This window comes from Bradyrhizobium sp. CCH5-F6 (genome assembly GCF_001556045.1).
In the GTDB taxonomy this organism is placed as follows: Bacteria; Pseudomonadota; Alphaproteobacteria; order Rhizobiales; family Xanthobacteraceae; genus Bradyrhizobium.
The window spans coordinates 1-16,831 of the sequence record NZ_LSIC01000171.1 but is presented as its reverse complement, the minus strand read 5'-3'; the positions used below and the strand labels follow the sequence as shown (position 1 = coordinate 16,831).

At 63.1% G+C, this 16,831-nt stretch carries 10 protein-coding genes and 6 pseudogenes; 5 read left to right on the top strand and 11 right to left on the bottom strand.

The features are described 5' to 3' along the window. The 3 genes and pseudogenes from AX729_RS28780 to AX729_RS28770 all read left to right on the top strand — a co-directional run. Positions 1-700, top strand: a pseudogene (locus tag AX729_RS28780) (cation diffusion facilitator family transporter); the annotation flags it as partial. A 330-nt stretch (positions 701-1,030) separates the two neighbouring features. Next, a complete protein-coding gene (locus tag AX729_RS28775) occupies positions 1,031-2,257 on the top strand; it encodes a tetratricopeptide repeat protein (RefSeq protein WP_245325435.1) in 1,227 nt (408 codons plus the stop codon). Positions 2,258-2,359: 102 nt separating this feature from the next. After that, positions 2,360-2,539, top strand: a complete 180-nt coding sequence (locus AX729_RS28770; RefSeq protein ID WP_061027563.1) for a hypothetical protein — start codon at positions 2,360-2,362, stop codon at positions 2,537-2,539. On the opposite strand, the gene AX729_RS41680 is transcribed toward AX729_RS28770, so the two are convergent. Both AX729_RS41680 and AX729_RS28760 read right to left on the bottom strand, forming a co-directional pair. Beyond that, on the bottom strand, positions 2,525-2,740 hold the full coding sequence (locus AX729_RS41680) for a DUF2171 domain-containing protein (RefSeq protein ID WP_502675349.1): 216 nt from the start codon (positions 2,738-2,740) through the stop codon (positions 2,525-2,527). The two genes, AX729_RS28770 and AX729_RS41680, sit on opposite strands and share 15 nt — an antisense overlap. A 290-nt stretch (positions 2,741-3,030) precedes the next feature. Further along, positions 3,031-3,549: pseudogene (locus AX729_RS28760) on the bottom strand (flagellar basal body rod C-terminal domain-containing protein); the annotation flags it as partial. Positions 3,550-3,906: 357 nt separating this feature from the next. Between AX729_RS28760 and AX729_RS28755 the strand changes: the two are divergent. Next, positions 3,907-4,137 (top strand): hypothetical protein, encoded by a 231-nt coding sequence (locus AX729_RS28755; protein ID WP_061027561.1) that lies wholly within the window; start codon positions 3,907-3,909, stop codon positions 4,135-4,137. Positions 4,138-4,453: 316 nt separating this feature from the next. On the opposite strand, the gene AX729_RS28750 is transcribed toward AX729_RS28755, so the two are convergent. The 9 genes and pseudogenes from AX729_RS28750 to istA form a co-directional block, all read right to left on the bottom strand. After that, on the bottom strand, positions 4,454-6,469 hold the full coding sequence (locus AX729_RS28750; RefSeq protein WP_245325434.1) for a carbohydrate porin: 2,016 nt from the start codon (positions 6,467-6,469) through the stop codon (positions 4,454-4,456). A 765-nt stretch (positions 6,470-7,234) separates the two neighbouring features. Then, entirely contained in the window at positions 7,235-8,614 is a 1,380-nt protein-coding gene (locus tag AX729_RS28745) for an IS1182 family transposase (RefSeq protein ID WP_061027560.1), read from the bottom strand. A 37-nt stretch (positions 8,615-8,651) separates the two neighbouring features. Beyond that, a pseudogene (locus AX729_RS28740) lies at positions 8,652-9,853 on the bottom strand (MFS transporter). Continuing rightward, positions 9,835-10,008 carry a hypothetical protein gene (locus tag AX729_RS40090; protein WP_156457270.1) on the bottom strand — a complete coding sequence of 58 codons (174 nt, stop codon included), beginning with the start codon at positions 10,006-10,008 and terminating at the stop codon, positions 9,835-9,837. Before AX729_RS40090 ends, AX729_RS28740 begins: the two are co-directional and overlap by 19 nt. Then, positions 10,005-11,174, bottom strand: coding sequence for an efflux RND transporter periplasmic adaptor subunit (locus AX729_RS28735; protein ID WP_061027559.1), 1,170 nt, complete (start codon positions 11,172-11,174; stop codon positions 10,005-10,007). Before AX729_RS28735 ends, AX729_RS40090 begins: the two co-directional genes overlap by 4 nt. A gap of 11 nt (positions 11,175-11,185) precedes the next feature. Continuing rightward, on the bottom strand, positions 11,186-11,467 hold the full coding sequence (locus tag AX729_RS28730; protein ID WP_061027558.1) for a metal-sensing transcriptional repressor: 282 nt from the start codon (positions 11,465-11,467) through the stop codon (positions 11,186-11,188). A 126-nt stretch (positions 11,468-11,593) separates the two neighbouring features. Then, positions 11,594-13,149, bottom strand: a pseudogene (locus tag AX729_RS28725) (ISL3 family transposase). Positions 13,150-13,579: 430 nt separating this feature from the next. After that, a pseudogene (gene istB, locus AX729_RS28720) lies at positions 13,580-14,370 on the bottom strand (IS21-like element helper ATPase IstB). Between the two features lie 14 nt (positions 14,371-14,384). Further along, positions 14,385-15,926 (bottom strand): annotated as a pseudogene (gene istA, locus AX729_RS28715) (IS21 family transposase). Positions 15,927-16,174: 248 nt separating this feature from the next. On the opposite strand from istA, the gene AX729_RS28710 reads away from it, so the two are divergent. Beyond that, positions 16,175-16,816 (top strand): sensor histidine kinase, encoded by a 642-nt coding sequence (locus AX729_RS28710; RefSeq protein WP_082770558.1) that lies wholly within the window; start codon positions 16,175-16,177, stop codon positions 16,814-16,816. Positions 16,817-16,831 lie beyond the last annotated feature (15 nt).

Here is a 16,831-nt window from a genome sequence, read left to right as displayed (position 1 = left end):
AGCGGGCGCCCAGTGGCCGTTTCACCTACGGTCTGAAGGGGGCGTCGATCCTGGCTGCGCTTGCGAACGCCGTGTTTCTTCTCGTCGCGACCGGGGCCATCGGATGGAATCCATATTGCGGCTGTACGAACCGGAGCCCGTCGCCGGCCTGACCGTGATGGTGGTCGCCGCCATCGGCATCGTCGTCAACGGCGCCACGGCCATGCTGTTCGCGAGCGGCCGCAAGGGCGACATCAACATTCAGGGGGCATTTCTGCACATGGCAGGCGACGCCGCCGTTTCGGCCGGCGTCGTGGCGTCAGCAGCGCTCATCCTCTGGACCGGTTGGCTTTGGCTGGATCCTGGAATGAGCCTGGTCATCTGCGCCGTCATCCTGTGGAGCACATGGAGTCTTCTGCGCGGCTCGGTCGCGATGTCATTGAGCGCAGCGCCAGTCGGGACCGACATGGATGCCGTTCGCTCGCTTCTGCTGCAACGGCCGGGCGTATCGAAGATCCATGATCTGCACATCTGGCCGATCTCCACGACGGAAACGGCGATCACCTGCCACCTGGTCATGCCCGCGGGCCATCCCGGCGACGGGTTTCTGATGGAGTCTGCGCGCCTGCTCCGGACGGAGCACAAGATCGGACACGCAACCCTGCAGATCGAAACCGACGAGAACAACGAGTGCGCTCTGGCGCCCGACGACGTGGTCTAGCGTGGATGAGGGGGAGGACGACAAGGTCGAGCGCCTTCACCGTCTCAAGTCGGCGTTCGATATCGAGATCGACGGGGGAAACGAAAAAGGGAGGATAGGATGCCCAAACTGTCCACACGACGGCGACTGGCGAACGGAGGTCGGTGGCTGGGTGTTTTCGTGCGAGCAATGCGGCGTGCGCGTAGCCGGCAGGTTTCCTGCCAGACGCGTCGCGAATTGAGGGCGGTCGTGACGAAAGAAGCTTGGAAGGGCAGTCGGTGGACGGAAGGATTCGACAGCCAAATATTCGGGAGGGCTCCGAGCCTGGTTTTTGCGGCGTGCAGCCTGCTGATGCTGTGCTTGCTGGCTTCGCCGTCGGTCGCCCAAACCGCGCGCGAGTTCGCGCGGGAAGGGTTCGCGGCAAAGGACAGGAAGCAGTTTCCGCTGGCCATCCAATTGTTCAGCGAAGCCATCAAACAAGGACAGTCCACTCCCGAGCAACGCGGGCTCATTCTGTACGGTCGAGGGGTATCGTACGATGCGCTCGGACTGCGCGATCTCGCCTTGGGCGATTTCGACGCGGCGATAGCGCTGTTGCCCGACTTTCCGAACTCCTACGTCTACCGCGCGCTGGCGTGGAGCGATCGACGGGAATTCGACAAGGCACGCGACGATCTACTACAAGCTCTCCGGCTGAACCCGACCAGCGCGCTCATTCACAACAATCTCGGATCGGTCTACGAACGCAAAGGAGAGGTAGACCGGGCCATCGAAAGCTATGGGGAAGCCATCCGGCTCGATCCCAAGGCGGCGCAAGCCTTCTACAACCGCGCCCATGCCTTCATCGCGAAGCAGGATTATCGAGCTGCGATATCGGACTACGACCAAGCGATCGACCTGCAGCGAGACTTCGCGGACGCCTACAGCAACCGCGGCGGCATGTATCTCCTGCTGGGCGACACGGACAAGGCGATCGGGGATTTCGACGAGGCGATCCGTCTCAAGGGCACCGATCCGATCTTCTGGTCGAACAGGGCGAGCGCCTACATGACGATGGGACGCTACAAGGACGCGTTGGCCGATTTCGACCGCGCCCAAACGATCGATCCCGGCAACGCCGCGACCTATCTCGGACGGGGACGAGCGCGGCTCTATTCGGACGAGATCGCGGGGGCGATCGAAGACTTGCGTGTCGCTGCGAGACTGAGGCCAACGAACGCCTTTCCCGCCATCTGGATGCACATCGCCCGCATCCACCAGGGCAATCCGGACCGCGAGGAACTTGAGCGCAACGCGGCGAGAGTGGATCGCTCGCAGTGGCCGGCTCAGGTCCTGGACTTCTACTTGGGCAAACTGGACATGGACCGGGTGCGCGAAGACGCCGGCGGCGGCGTGGGCGCCGAAGGCGAAAGGCGGCTTTGCGAGGCGGATTTCTTCGTCGGCGAGTTTCTGAGCCACGGTCAACAGAAGGCCGACGGCCGCCGGTTGCTTCGGACGGTCGTGGATCGGTGCCGTCCCGTGGACATCATCTTCGCTGCGGCTCAAGCCGAGCTACGCGACAACAAAGAGGCGAAGTAGCAAAGGCCCACGGCGTCGACCGCTGGTTCCTTTAACCTTCGATGCGAAAGGACGGATGTGGTTCGCCGCGATAGCGAGAATGAGGGTGCGGAATCCTGCCGCATGTCAAAGGTTCAGCGCGCCTTTTTCGTCGTTGGACTGTTGGTGCTCATAGCGTTGTCGGCCAGCTCGGCCGGCATCCTGCTGCATCGCGCGTTTCCAGACAGCTACGCAGTTACTCTTGTCGGCCCGCGGGGTGCAGCGGCCACCGTGATCGTTCTACGGAAACTATTCGTCGGCTGAGTTCGGCGCAAACTCTCGGAGAGAGCCGACGCGGCTGTCGTCGCGTCGGCGGCCCAATAGGCGTGGGGCTCCCGGTCGAGAAGCCGTGATTACTTGCGACCTTCGTGCGGGCGAGCTCTGTTTGGTGAGCCTTATCTTATCGCTACCCTCCAGATGGTCGACCTTGCCTACGGTCTTCTTGTCCGACGAAATCACGTCCATGTGCTCTTTGATCTGCGATGTGTCCGGCATGGGGTATCCTCCAGTGAGTGGAAAGGATGCAACGCTCCCGTACTGGGAAGGTTGCTCTCGCGCGGCTGAAGGATGGCCCATAGGAAATATGATTACCGGCGTGACTGCTGCTCGTTGCGACGAGGAATTCACGCCGCCGGGGAATCCACTGGTATGGAGAACCGAACGACAGGTTGAAGATGCCCCCTGCGCCCGCGGACAAGCGACCGGGTCGAATATCGACAGCGCTATGCAAGGCAGTGACGGGGTTCTCAAGTCGCTCATTGAGCTCTAATGAGCACGTCCATCATTTCCTGAATGACCGACATGATTCGGGCATTCGCCGCATAGGCATTCTGAAGCTGGATCAGGTTCGACATCTCCGAGTCCAGGTTGACGCTGGAGGTCGAATTGAACTTGGCCTGGAGCGTCGAGACGACGATGTTCTGACCCTGCTGAAGCTGGGCCGCCTGCGTCGCGGCGTTGCCCTGGACGCTCAGGAACTGCTGGAGGTAGCACGAGATGCTGCCGGTAAATGGCTGGCTCGACGAGCCGAGTCCAGTCTGCGGTGAGTAGGAGTAAACCGCCGTCGTGAGCTGCGAGTAGAGGTAGTCTGAGCGAGTGGTGTCGCCTGCGGGTGTCACCGGCGAGGTGTTGTAGACCGAAAGCTTGCTCGGATCGGGGGCGAGCTGCGTATTGACGGCGATGCGACCGGCAAGGCCGGTCATCTGAGAGCCCGATGCCGAGATCGCGCCGGTATAGAGGGCCTGCCCGCCATCGGTGAACAACGGAAGCTGCGGAACTGTGCCAACGAGTAAAACTGCAGAATCGCGGTTAAACCTGTATTTTCACCGTCTCCTGACGTCGGGCGCGCGGAGCGCGGGTAACAACTGCCTGAGAGTCTCATGCAAAAATTGCTTGAGTGAATCTCATTTCGGCCCTCGCTCGTTGGATTTTGTCTTCCATCGAGCCGTTCCTGCATGCTTCGCGCGGACCATTTGCTCCCGGGAATGGCACGCCGGGAACGAAGCAACGTTGCTCGGCGCCCCGCGCCCGTTAGTCGTGTGTAAATTGGTCGCAACCGGACTCTTCCGCAGAAGGGAACGTCACGATGACGTGTGACGTAGGTAACCTCTGATGAGAGAGGAACCTGGAACATGAAGAAGCTTGGTCTTTTGGTATTCGGCTTGGCCATCTCGTTCGCTCTGCCGGCTTCGGCGGAGACGGTGATCGTCAAGAAGGGCGGACATCATGGTGGATACGGCGCGCGGGCAGAGATGCGCGGTCCCCATGGGGCTGGCATGCGTGATGGGGGCGACATGCATCGGGGCATGAGAATGCACGGCAACAGGACAGTGGTAATCAAGCGAGGCCACCACCGCTATTGAGAACTTCTCGGAACGACAGCTGAGATGTCCTCCCCCAAACAACTCGGCCTACTGACCGCTCGACGAGAGAGACGAAAAGAGAAGGCCGCCTTCCCAGGGCGGCCTTCTGGTTTTCTCTCGGAGAGGGATGTTCGCGTCGGAATCCGCATCAGGAATCCCAAAGCCCGCCTCGTCGGAGAGAACGGCCGTCAGGGTGCTTCCGAGGTCGTTTCCAGCGCCAAAGAATGTGTTGACTGAAAACACGCTCGCCAGTCCCGTATACGCCGACGCGATCCAGTCGTTGGCGATGCGCGCTCCGCGTGGCCGGTAAGGGCCGTCAGAATTGGGAGCGGACGCGCATGCCGAAGATTGAGGCCGGACCGCGGTCGCGGTTATAGGCCGGGTTGACGACGAGCTGGTAGTCCAGCGTCGCGCGCCACGACCACAGTGGTAAGCTGTAGTAGGTTTCGATGATCTTCTCGGGGCCGGCGTTCGGCAGGCGTCCGTCTCCGACGAGAATGCCGAGACCGCCCGCATCGAGGTAGGTCCGGCGCGCTTGCGAGATGCCGTTCATCACGCCGGCGAATCCGAACGTGTGGTTAGGTCTGTTCCAGGAAGATCCCGCGAGCGACAGGCCAGCGGCAACCGTCGTATCGATGTCGGTGAATTCATAGGACTCCTTGGATCCGTCGGCGACGCCGGCTCTGGCGAAGACGCCGAGGTCCTTCGTGATCTCCTGCTCCAAGTTGACGCTGATGCCGGCCCGGCTCTGGTAGCGCCGGACCAGGGCGGTATCCGCGGCTGTGCCCGTCGCTTGCGCGAGCGCCAAGGCCTCGTCGAAGCGGCCCATGCGCCCGCGCGTCAGGAATCCCGTAACCGCGACCTTGCCCGGCTTGCCCCAGATCTCATGGCGATGTTCGATCTCGCCGATCCACTGAAATTGGGAGAACGTCGGATCCAGCTCGGTGCTGTTGGGAACGGTCGACAGATCGAACAAGCCGCCGCGGAATGTCCAGTCGCCCTTGTACCACTCGACGGCGGCGCCGTAGGTGAAGCCCCAGGCGTCGGCGGCGTAGTCGAACGTGCCGGTGTCCACGATCGACCAGTTCATGAAATCCTTGCGCGGGTCGTGGGCATACTTGTTGGTGTCGAAGACGTCGGTGACGGCGAATTTTCCCACCGTCAGGACCAAGCGGTCGGCGCTCTGCGTGCCGGCGAACTGGTTGATGTCGGCGTCGACCTTCTTGGTCTCACCGCCGAGGTCGAACGTCTGACGGAAGAAGGCGCGGGGAATGCGGGCGTAGGGCGCAGCGGATCCGACCTTGTAGGCTTCGCCGCTCGGAAATCCGGCCACACCCAAGGTCGAGCTCAAGCCGAACCCCTGATCGATCTCCGGGTTGACCCAGAACTCTCCGCCTTGCCACGGCCTGAACCCGGCGTAGAGCGTCAGGTCCCAGGTCTGACGGTTCTGGTTCGGAATGAGGCTGTTCGTCCCCGTGTAGGGTGAGCGGAATGGCGCCGCGTATTGCTGCAGATAGGTGGTCTGCCCATGGATGCTGAACTGGTCCGTTTCGAAGGGCGTCAAGCCGTCCTCAAGAACCTTCTGCCCATTCTGGCCGAAGCGGTAGTTGAGGCCGAGGCGGGCGGTTTGCACGGAAAGGTCGGAGGAAAGTCGCTGCGTTCCGCCGAACGTTTTCTCCTTCGCGCCGAAGTCCGTATAGAGGTATTCGAACTGCGCCGACCAGTTCGCCGACAAGGCGAGCTCGGCGCCGGCGCCCCAAGCGGAGCCAAGCCGAGTGAAACCGATCTTGTCTCCCGCAGTGCCGTCGAGCGGATCGAGCGTCGCCTGATCGTAGCTCCATGCGAAGCCGCCCGTGGCGTAGAACAACCAGGACCCCGACGCGTACCCTAGGCGAGCCCTCAACGTTCCCGATGTCAGGACGGTCTCTTTCAGGCCTGCCGGCCCCTGCGCGGTGCCGACAGCAGTGGTCCCTGAGATCATGTTGGGAAAGGTGAGGTCGCCTTCGATACCGAGAAGCACGTGGGAAGGCAGCACGTAGTTGTAGCCGGCGCTCAGGCCGAGAGCGTAGGAGCCGGTTCCCTTGAACGCATTGAGGGAGTTCGTCATGTCGATCGATCCGGACGACGGAGCTAGTCCCGGGGCGCCGAAAGCGTAATGCGAGGTGCCGACGCCATAGGCGAAATGACCGCCGACGAAGGGGCCGCTCCAATCGACGGCAGGGACGGGGGCGACCTTGCCGAGGTCGGCCGAAAGTCCCTCGGCGGCCGAACCGGCCGCCAGGATCATGCCAATGATGACCGTCTTCATCGCGTCGACCGTCCGCCTCTTCATATCGTTTTCGATACGGCGGCGGCCGCTTGGCAACATTTTGACTCTAGCTTGCACGCCGCCAATCCCGTCGCTCAATTGACCGCGGCGTGCGTTCGCCGCGAAGTATTTCAGAGCAACCTCGCAGCACCCGCGGTTGTGCATACCCGTTTAGGGCCTCGTCCGGTTGCAAGGGACTTCGAACGCTCGACGCCGCGAGGGCAGGTCGGAAGCCAGACTTGCGCCGGGGGAGAGCAGGCCGAGGGCGGATGCCCGCGAATTCTCGCAGTGGGCAAGTCATCGTCACCTCCCTTACAAAAATTCTACATCTTCAACGGGTAATCAATTTGCAGATGCTCCGATGCCTTGCTATTGCGAATAGTTCTTAATTGCAACAAGTCCCGCCTACAGGCGATCACTTCGCAACCGCGTCGTGGTGAAATTGCAACAGTTGCCAGATGTCGGAAAGGGGGGCGCTTCGCGCTGCGATCGACGGGAACGCCACGGCTCACGGCCACCTCCTGTGGAGCTCATCGATCACGAACGAATGGGCGTGGGTGCGCTCATGCCCCTCCAAATGTGGGTGGTCGGCGGCTAGGTCGGCATGTTGGTGTGGGAGCGCGTCCGGATCCGCAGCGGGCCGATGTTGTTGCAGAAGTCGGTGGGCTCGGCGGTCTCAGCCGGAGCTGAGCTCTGAAAACCAGGGCTCGCGATCTCTCACCGCCTGCCCGGCATGGGCGGCGGCGCCTGGGCACTGACGCCTGACGCCACCAACGCGACGGACACCACTTACGCAACGCATGGTGCGGCCGTGTCGGGCGGGTGCAGCGCCAGCTTGGCAAGGCGACGAAGGTTTTGAGCGTTTGCTGCAAACGTAAATTCGAACTGCGCACCGGCCGGTCCACGCAATCTCAGGCGGCCGAGCCGCAGAATTCGCTTGAGGTGCGCGAACAGCATCTCAACCTTCTTGCGATCTCGCCGGGTCTGCTCGTAGGCAGGCGTCTTGGCGATCGCGCGGGCGACATCGCGTGCTGCCTCGTGCACGTGGCGTGTGATCTTCCGGCTCGGAGAGTTTGGACAGCATTTCGATTTGAGCGGGCAGTCGCGGCAATCGTCGACGCGCGAGAAATACGAGATAGCGTCATCCCCGCGTGGTCCGCGTGCCCCGCTTGAGCGCGGCAGGATCTTGCCGCTGAGGCAGACATAGTGATCGCGCGCCTCGTCATAGATGAAATCGTCGCGGCTGAACGTACCGTCGTTGCGCTGTGATTTGTCGATCCCCGGGATGTGGGGCACGATTCCCTTCTCATCGACCAGGAAGTGGAGATTGGGGGCCGAGCCGTAGGCCGTATCGGCGACAAGCCAGTCGGGCTTGATGCCGAACGTCTTCTCAGTCCGTTCGATCATCGTCTGGGATGCGCCAACCTCGGATTGGCGGATCGCCCGGGACGCCTCGACATCCATTATGATGCCGAATTTGATGTCGATAAGATAATTGTCGGCGTAGGCGAAGAACGCAGCGTTGCGCAGAGCGCCAGCCCACTGCGCGGCGGGGTCGGAGGGCGCGATAAACTTCGGCACGACGTCGGTCGCACGACCCCATGCTGGATCGTCGAGATTGGCGAGATAGTCCTGTACGGCGCCCCTGGCCCTCGTCGGGTCGATGTGGTGGCTCCATTTATCGCCCGGCGTCGAGCGGCACTTGTTGGCGTCCGCGGCGATCAAACTGGCATCCACGGCGAAACCATTGCCGCCGACAAGGCCAGCTTTGATGCACGAAGCGACAACACGCTCGAAGACGTGACGAAAGACATCATGATCGCGAAAGCGCTCGTTGCGCGCGCGCGTGAATGCCGAGTGATCCGGGACCTTGTCCTCTATGCCGAGGCCGCAAAACCATCGGTTGGCCAGGTTGAGCTGAACCTCGCAGCATAGTGCGCGCTCCGAGCGGATCGCGAATACGTAGCCAAGGATAAGCATCCGGATCATCAGCTCCGGATCGACCGATGGTCGGCCAGTGTTGGAATAATGCGGCGCAAGCTCAACGCGCACCCATGAGAGATCGAGAACTGCCGCAATCCGCCGAACCTGATGGTCGTCCGGCACTACGGCCTCGAGGTCGAACGCATAGAACAGATGACCCTGCTCACTCTTGCACCGCTCCATCATCGAACTCTCCGTCGATGGCCGCTCCACCTCGACGGAATCACGGTTCGCCCTGCTCCTCAAGACAGTTCTGCAACAAAATCGGCCAGAGACTGACGGCCAACGCGGCGGCGATCAGAGCCACCGCAGCGAGCGCAAATACGGTGGAACCAAGTCCCGCTGCGGATCCCAGCCATCCGGCCAGAGGATAAGTCAGCAACCAGCAAACATGGGACAGCGCGAACTGAGCGGCGAACACCGCCGGCCTGTCCGCAGCGTCGGCCGATGGACGCAGCAGGCGTCCCGATGGGGTCATGACGGCCGAGTATCCGATCCCCAGTAGTGCCCACGTCGGCAAAAGCGCGTACCAGATGCTCTGGTGGACTCCGGAGGCCACCATGAGCGATCCGAAGGCGATCAACACCGCAACCAGCGTTCCCGCCGACGAGAGCATGATCCGGCGGTCTGACAGCCGATCAAGGAGCCGAGGGAGTAGGAGGGCGGCCGCCATCGAGCCGCCGCCGAAGCAGGCGAGAGCGAGCGCGACGTTGCCGTCGGTCCCGCGCAGCGCTCCCTTCACCAAGACGACGGTGTTGACGAACACCATCGATCCGGCCGCGGCGACGGCGAGATTGAGGGCCAGCAGGCCGCGAAGCCGAGGCGTGGCGAGATAGATGCGCATGCCGCGCGTCGTGTCGTCGAAGAAACCACGGCGGGGACGGGCCGCCGACGGTTGCGGGATCGTGACCGAGACCACCAGCGCCGCCGAGCAGAGGAAGCCGATCACCGTGCCGATGAAGAGCCAGTTGAACGTGATCAGGGTCAGCAACGCGGCGGCCAGCGTCGGGCTCAGGAGGCTTTCCAGGTCGTACGCCAGGCGGGATAGCGAGAGGGCGCGCGTGTAATCGTGCTCCTCCGGAAGCACATCCGGGATCGTCGCCTGGAACGTCGGCGTGAATGCAGCGGATGCGGACTGCAGCACGAAGATCAGGAGGTAGACCTCCCAGACCCGGTCGATGAAGGGCAGCGCGATGGCGACAGCCGCACGTGTCAGATCCATCGACACCAGGAAAGCGCGACGCGGTAGGTGGCCGGCAAGCCCCCCACGATCGGCGCGACGAGGACGTAGGCGACCATTTTGATGGCGAGCGCCGTTCCGAGCACAGCGCCGGCGTTCTCCCCGGCGATGCGGAAGGCCAGCAGGCCGAGGGCGACGGTCATCAGGCCCGTCCCGATCAGTGCGATCACCTGAGCGGCGAACAGATGGCGGTAGGTGCGATCGGCGAGGACATGACGTCGGGAACGGCGTCGATGGGAAGCCTGGCGAGGGACCAGAATCCGGACACCGCCGCAATGAGCGTCGCCAAAAGGACAAGCCAGCGCCGTCGGACGGAGAATTCGACGATCCGTTCGATCATCTCTCAGTCCTCGTCGGCGGGTTTGGAGAGTTCGCCTTAAGCGAGAACGTGTTCGAGGCGGCGACGGCATCTCCCGCTGCGAGCCCAGAGACGATCTCGACGATGGGTCCATCACGTCGTCCCAGCGCGACCTCGCGCTTTTCGAAGCCTTGCTTGGTCCGGACGAACACCACTTTCCGACCATCGACGGTCTGCACGGCGGCGAAGGGGACCGTAACGGCCACGTCGCGACGCTCGATTACGATGGCTGCGGTCACGAACGATCCGGGCCGCCAACGGCCATCCGGATTGGGCAGGGAGGCCACCACCCGCGCGGCCCGGGTCTCCTTGTCGAGCAATGGACTGACGAACACGATGCTGCCCGCACCCGTCTCCGGGTCGCCGCGCAGTGCGACATCGACCGACTGACCCTCCCTCACCAGAGGCAGGTCGATCGACGAGACCGCCAGTTCGACCCAGACGCGACTGAGGTCGACGATGACGAAGAGTTCGGTCTCGAGACTGTCTCGCCCGACGGCGGTGCCAAGCTCCACCTTCCGCTCGACGATGCGTCCAGAGATGGGGGCCCGGACGTTCTGGCTCCGAAGCGTTCCGTCCGGTGCCTGGGGCAGGGCCGCGATTTCCGCGTCGCTGACGCCAAGCGCCATCAGCTTCTGCCGTGCGATTCCGAAACGCATCTCCGTCTGCACCGCCGCGTTTCGCGATTTGATGTATTGCTGTTCCGGAACCGCGCGGCCCTCCCACAGGGACTTGTCGCGCGCCGTGAGATCCTGCTGTAGCTCGTTCGAGAGTTTGGCGGACAGATACTCGCTTTTCGCGTCGGCGACCTCGCGGCTCTCCAGCACGCCCAAGATATCGTCTTTCGCTACATCGTCGCCGATGTTCTTTCGCAGATCCGCGACGGTGCCGGAAACCTTGATGGAGACGTGGGCGATGCGCCCCCCGTCAGGCACGATCGTATCCGGCACCGTCAGTCGCCTGGCGACAGCGGCCGGTCCGGCCTGTCGGAGCTCGATGCTGGCAAGCTTGATGCGGTCATCGTCCATGACGATGATGCCCGGCTTCGCGGAGTTCGACTGCGCGGTGGCCGTCACGACGGTGCCGGCCACCGCCGCAATCGACGCGGCGAAGATCATTATGGAAGCCGTGCTGATGCGCGAAGCCATCGTCCGCTCCGCTAAAGATAGCGCGAGATCGCCTTGAATTCGGCGAGGACGTTCTTGGTCGACTTGCCTGAGCCACAGTTGGCGGCAGCGTCCAGGCAGTTGTCCACTTGGTCGTGGATCAGAGACTTCTTCGCCTCCGAGATCGCCTTCTCGACGGCGTGCAGTTGCTGCGCCAGATCGAGGCAGGGGCGGCCTTCCGCGAACATCGCGATGACCTTCTGGAGATGCCCGTCGGCCCGTTTCAGCCGTTTCACGATCTCCGGATGGCTTTCGTGGATGTGGTCCTGGCTTATGTTGAGAAATCCTAGGAGATACCTCGGGTGTCAATCGGCATTGGACTGGGACCCCCGATCGGCATCCAGGGGGGCTCTGACGCAATCTTGGGGGGGCTCTGACGCAGTATCTTGGTGCAGCTCCTTTCATTCTGCGCCGACTAACCGGGCTTGGAGCAGATCGATCTTCCCGCGGCCATACATTTGGCGCTGACGAGCTTGAGGCGCGTAATCTGTCCTTCGGTTTGTCCGTTCGACCAGGGCGACGTGATTGCGGCTCGGACTGCCGCTTGGTCTCTCCCGACGCCGCTCGCGAACGAGGCGACGAGACTGGCGCGGGCACGCTCGATCCAAGGAGCGAGGCCCGCCTCGGTCTTACGCCGGATCATCAGGTGGAATTCGGCGATGATCTCGCGTGCCTCGACCAGAGTTGGCACGCCAGCTTCGATCGCCGCGACCGTGACGGTCTCCGCTTTGGTGAGCAGGTCCCGTCCGATTGTCATGAGGCGAGCGATCGTTCTGGCCGACGGAATCCTCTGAAGGTTTTGTGTGTCGGTCCTTTCCGCTCGTCGTCTGCGGGTTGCCCACTCGCTGATGACACGGAGCGAGCCTCGGAAGCCACGCCCTTTCAAACGGCGCCAAAGTTCAGCACCGTTGCGGCAGCCAGACGCCCACTGCTCGTCCAGCCATGGCAAGTGCACATCCAACGAACTTTGCCGGGTTCGGAACACGTCGTGACGTTCGCCGCGGACCACCTGTCGCACCAGCTTCCTGCTGTGGCCGGTCTGACGCACGATCTGCTTGATAGGTATGCCATTCTTCGACAGAGCCAGGATGACCGCGTTGGTCTCCCCACGGCGCAGATAGCCCTCATACTGGAGGCGCTCAGCGGCGGTGAGTAGCTTGGGATCGATCGTGGTCGCACCGATGACGGTGCGTATCTGGCGCATCGATTTGCGGACGGCATCGAGGAAGGCCCGACTGGCGTTCTCCATCAGATGCCAACGGTCGGCGACCTGTACTGCGTGCGGCAGGGCCTTGGCCGCGGCTTCGCCATATCCGCCGCCGCGGTCACGGGCGACGATTGCGATCGTGGGATGAGCAGCGAGCCAGGCTTGGGCCGTCGCCGGCTCACGATCCGGCAACAAAGTGACGACCCTGCGCCTTTCCAGGTTGCAGACGATGCTGGCGTATCGGTGATTGCGCCGCCAGGCCCAGTCATCAATGCCGATGACCCTGAGCGGGTCAGCTGGGGGACGGCTACGGTGCCGAACCACCCGAAGAAGGGTATCTTTGCTCACCGGCAGCATCAGCCGCTTTGCGAAGACTGCTGCCGGTCTACCCCCAAGCGCCAAGCCAAGGTGGTGAACGATGGACTCCAGCCTCGCGGTGCGGCGCGCCGAAGGCGCCAGTACGCCTTCGCCGAAGCGCTCAGTGAAGATCTGACGCCCGCACAGAACCGCGTCGCAGCGAAAACGGCGGGCGATTACCAGGAGCTGGACGATCCGACCCGAGAGCGGCAGATCGGTCACGCGGCGCCGGTAGCGGCTATGAACACGCCGCGAAACCGTTCCGCACGATGGACACAGGCCGACGCTGCCGGACGCCCGAACCACAACGATCGCCTTATTACCCTCGTAGTAAGCACTCTCTACAACAAACCCACGCGGCACCAAACTGGAGCGGTGCAGTGCCTGCTGCATGGCGCTGATTCTCCTCCAATCAAAGCGCCAGACATCCTCCAAACTGCATCAAAAGTGAGTCAGAGCCCTTATTCCATGCCGAAACACACGCTCTACATCGTCTCCTTCAACGGCCTCGAAGCCGATGTGAACGATACCGGGGCGACCCGCAGGAAGTTGGTCGCTGGCTTCCGATAGCTTCATCGTGATGTCGCTGGCCTTGGCTGCGCATACCGGAGAAGGCGACCACGCTGTCCGGCGCATGGCGACCACGTGATCCGGTCGATGACGACCAAGGCGGCGCACGAGCTTGATGGCGCCGTTGGATTTATTTTCTGATCTCAGTATTTGAGGTTCGGGTCAAGCAATAGGTGGAGCCCGTGCGCGGCGCGAAGTGACCGCCACGAGTCAAACGCAGCGCCGCGCATGGGCGAGCCGGAGGGCGCGTTGTTCATTTTTTCGCTCCTGTCGCCGGTTTCGTGACCGTCGTACCCGCCGCGCTCGGCCCCGGCGGCGTGGTATCCGACTTGGCCGTCTTGAGATCGCGCATCGATGGCCCATCGAGCGCAAGACGATGGGCATTATGCACGAGGCGGTCGAGGATCGCGCCGATGACCTCGTGCCAGGCATCGACCGGCAACTGGCTGGTGATCAGCGTCGAGCCGGCGCCATAGCGGTCCTGACGATCTCCATGAGGTCGCGCCGCTGGTTGGCCGAGAGCCGGTCTGGGCCCCAGTCATCAAGGATCAGCAGATCGGCCTTGGTGAGCGTGCGGAACAGACACGCGAAGCGGCCGTCTCCGTGGGCTAGTTCGAGATCGGCAAAGAGGCGCGGCACACGTGCGTAATGCACCGTATAGCCATCACGGCAGGCTCTCTGCGCCAGCGCGCAGCTGAGCCAAGACTTGCCGACACCGCACGGTCCGGTGATCAGCAGATTGCGATGTTCGGCAATCCAGCGGCCGGCGGCCAGTTGCTGGAACAGCGCCTTGTCGAGCCGTCGGGCGGCACGATAGTCGACGTCCTCGATCGACGCCTGGCCGTGGCGCAGCTTCGCATTGCGCAGCCGGCTTTTGAACCGCTGCGTGCCGCGATGCGCCGCCTCGCGATCGAGCAGCAGCGCCAGCCATTCGGCAGGCGCGAGATCCCGGGCAGCGTCCTGCGACTGCAGTTCAACAAAGGCCTCGGCCATGCCGTCGAGCCTCAGGGCTCGCAGCTGGTCGATGGTTGGATGGGTCAGCATTGCTTGTTTTCTCCTCAGTGGAAGTAGCGGGGGCCACGGATGTTCGCGTGCACGATCGCCGGCCCGTCCGTGGCGGAGGCAGGCCGTCGGCGATCAAGGTTGGTCTTCAGGATGGAGGTAACCGAGGTGTAGGAGCGCGCGCCAATCTCGAGCGCGCGGCCGCAGGCGGCTTCCAGTCGCTCATGCCCGAAGCTGTTGGCGTGCCTGAGGATGCCGATCGTGACGCGGAAGCCCTGCTCCGGATGCGTCTTCTCGCGCAGGATGATCTCGATCAACGCCGATGTCTTCGGCCCGATCTCGTTCGCTCGGCCCTGGATGCGTTCCGGCGTCCAGTCGGCATAGCGGCGGTGGCTCGACGACATGTGCTCGCGCACGGTCGTGTGCTTGCGGTTTGATGACGAACGTACGTGGACAGCGACGCGATTGCCACGATGGAACAGCTCCACCGTGCGTGCCGTGATCCGCGCCCATAGCTCCTCGCGCAGCAACGCGTGCGGCACCGAGTAGTAATGCTGCGCGACCTCGACGTGATAATCGAGGCCGGCCTTGCACTGCTTCCACTCGGCGTAGACGTAGGGCTCAGTCGGTAATGGCTTCAACGCTGGCTGGTCCAGTGCCTCAAACAGCGCGCGGCGGCTCGCGCCGAGATGCCGGGAGACGCGGTCGTTCAGCGCTATGACACAATCACGGATCGCTGCGTTCAACTCGACGAGCGAGAAGAACCTGATGTTGCGCAGCTTGGCGATAATCCAGCGCGTCGTGACCTGCACGGCGACCTCGACCTTCGCCTTGTCGCGCGGTTTTCTCGGCCGTGCCGGCACGATGGCCGTGTCGTAGTGCACCGCCATTTCGGCATAGGCACGATTGACGCCCGGCTCGTAGAAGCAGGCCTTGGTGACGCCGGACTTCAGATTGTCGGAAACGACCATCGCCGGCACACCGCCGTAAAAGCCAAAGGCGCGTGTGTGCGAGCCGATCCAGTCGGGCAGCGTCTGCGTGAAGGTTGCTTTGGCGTACGTAAAGCTCGATGCGCCGAGTGCGGCGACAAACTGCTGGCAGGCATGCACCTCTCCGGTCGTGGCATCGACGATGTCGATCGTCGTGCCGTCGTAATCGACGAACAGCTTCTCGCCGGCCACATGCGCCTGCCGCATCGTCGGCGACAACCGGCCTTCCCAAGCCCGCTAGAGTTCGCAGAACCAGCTGCGGCCGTAACCGTCAGGATGCGCGGCGCGATATTCCTCCCAGACCAGTTGCAGCGTCACGCCCTTGCGACGCAACTCCCGGTGGATCGCCGGCCAGTCCGGCAGCGACCGCCAATCCTTGGCCTTGGCCGTGGTCGTCGGGACCGGATAGAGGCGGCTCTCCAGTGCGACGTCGTCAAGATCGTCCGGCAGCGGCCAACCGACGCCGGCTTCGCGCGCCCGGCGCAGGCACGCTCCGGCGGCGGTCGGGCCAATCCCGAGACTGGCGGCAATCTGGCGCTTGGACAGGCCGGCGGCCGACAGCCGTAGCACGTCGCGGATCTTGCGCATGGGTAATCTCTGTTGGGCCATCCCCACTCCTCTCGAAAAAGGAGCGAAGTCCGGCTGATTCGCGGATCACCCAACGGCGTTCATCACGCCCGTCCACAGCCCTGTTGCACTGGTCGCCATCGACCGGAACAGGTGGTCGTCATCCACCGGAAACGGTGGTCGCCTTCAACCGGAAACCCTGGTCGCCATGGACCGGCGCGCGCACCCAGTGACAAATTCAAACGCGAACGACAAAAGCCGCTGAGCAACAGCGCGTTCTCATCGGCGAGATGCGACACCGGATGCAGAACCTGTTGACAGTGGTTTCGGCCCTGGTGAGGAACGGTCTGACGGCAGACCGGCCAATCGCCGAAGCGCGGGACCTCCTGCAGAGCCGCCTGCAGTCGCTGGCACGTGCTCATTCGATGCTCGCCGATGCGGCCTGGACAGGCGCGCCACTGGATCAGATCGTCAGGGGTGAACTGCAGCCCTTTACCGACCGCGCCGAGGTGCGGGGCTGCGATATCGCAGTTGATGCTTCCGCAGCCCAGCACTTCGCGCTGATCGTCCACGAGTTGGCGACCAATGCGACCAAGTACGGCGCGCTGAGTGTTCCAGGCGGGCGCGTCACCGTTGAAGGAACGGTCGAGCAGTCCCCACTCGAAGAGGACGTGTTCTCGTTTCGCTGGCGCGAGATCGGCGGACCACCGGCAGCAATGCCGATGCGCAAGGGTTTCGGCAGCACCGTGCTGCTGGAGATCGGCAAGTGGCTCGGCAGGCCAGCCCTCGAATACAAGCCCGAAGGCTTGAGTTATGAGTTGCGAATTCGGTTAAGCGCGATACAGGCGAGCATTCCAGTCCCAGCAGACCCCCAGTGCAACGGGAGCGCGAACGCCGCCGGCTCGCCGACTGGTCACGCTGCGGCGCTCTGAAGAGCAGGATCGGGG

Coding starts and splice junctions, on each gene's coding strand:
- AX729_RS28775 (WP_245325435.1), top strand. CDS start 1,031: ATGCTGTGCTTGCTGGCTTCGCCGTCGGTCGCCCAAACCGCGCGCGAG.
- AX729_RS28770 (WP_061027563.1), top strand. CDS start 2,360: ATGTCAAAGGTTCAGCGCGCCTTTTTCGTCGTTGGACTGTTGGTGCTC.
- AX729_RS28755 (WP_061027561.1), top strand. CDS start 3,907: ATGAAGAAGCTTGGTCTTTTGGTATTCGGCTTGGCCATCTCGTTCGCT.
- AX729_RS28735 (WP_061027559.1), bottom strand. CDS start 11,174: ATGGCTTCGCGCATCAGCACGGCTTCCATAATGATCTTCGCCGCGTCG.
- AX729_RS28745 (WP_061027560.1), bottom strand. CDS start 8,614: ATGATGGAGCGGTGCAAGAGTGAGCAGGGTCATCTGTTCTATGCGTTC.
- AX729_RS40090 (WP_156457270.1), bottom strand. CDS start 10,008: ATGATCGAACGGATCGTCGAATTCTCCGTCCGACGGCGCTGGCTTGTC.
- AX729_RS28750 (WP_245325434.1), bottom strand. CDS start 6,469: ATGAAGAGGCGGACGGTCGACGCGATGAAGACGGTCATCATTGGCATG.
- AX729_RS41680 (WP_502675349.1), bottom strand. CDS start 2,740: ATGGACGTGATTTCGTCGGACAAGAAGACCGTAGGCAAGGTCGACCAT.
- AX729_RS28710 (WP_082770558.1), top strand. CDS start 16,175: ATGCGACACCGGATGCAGAACCTGTTGACAGTGGTTTCGGCCCTGGTG.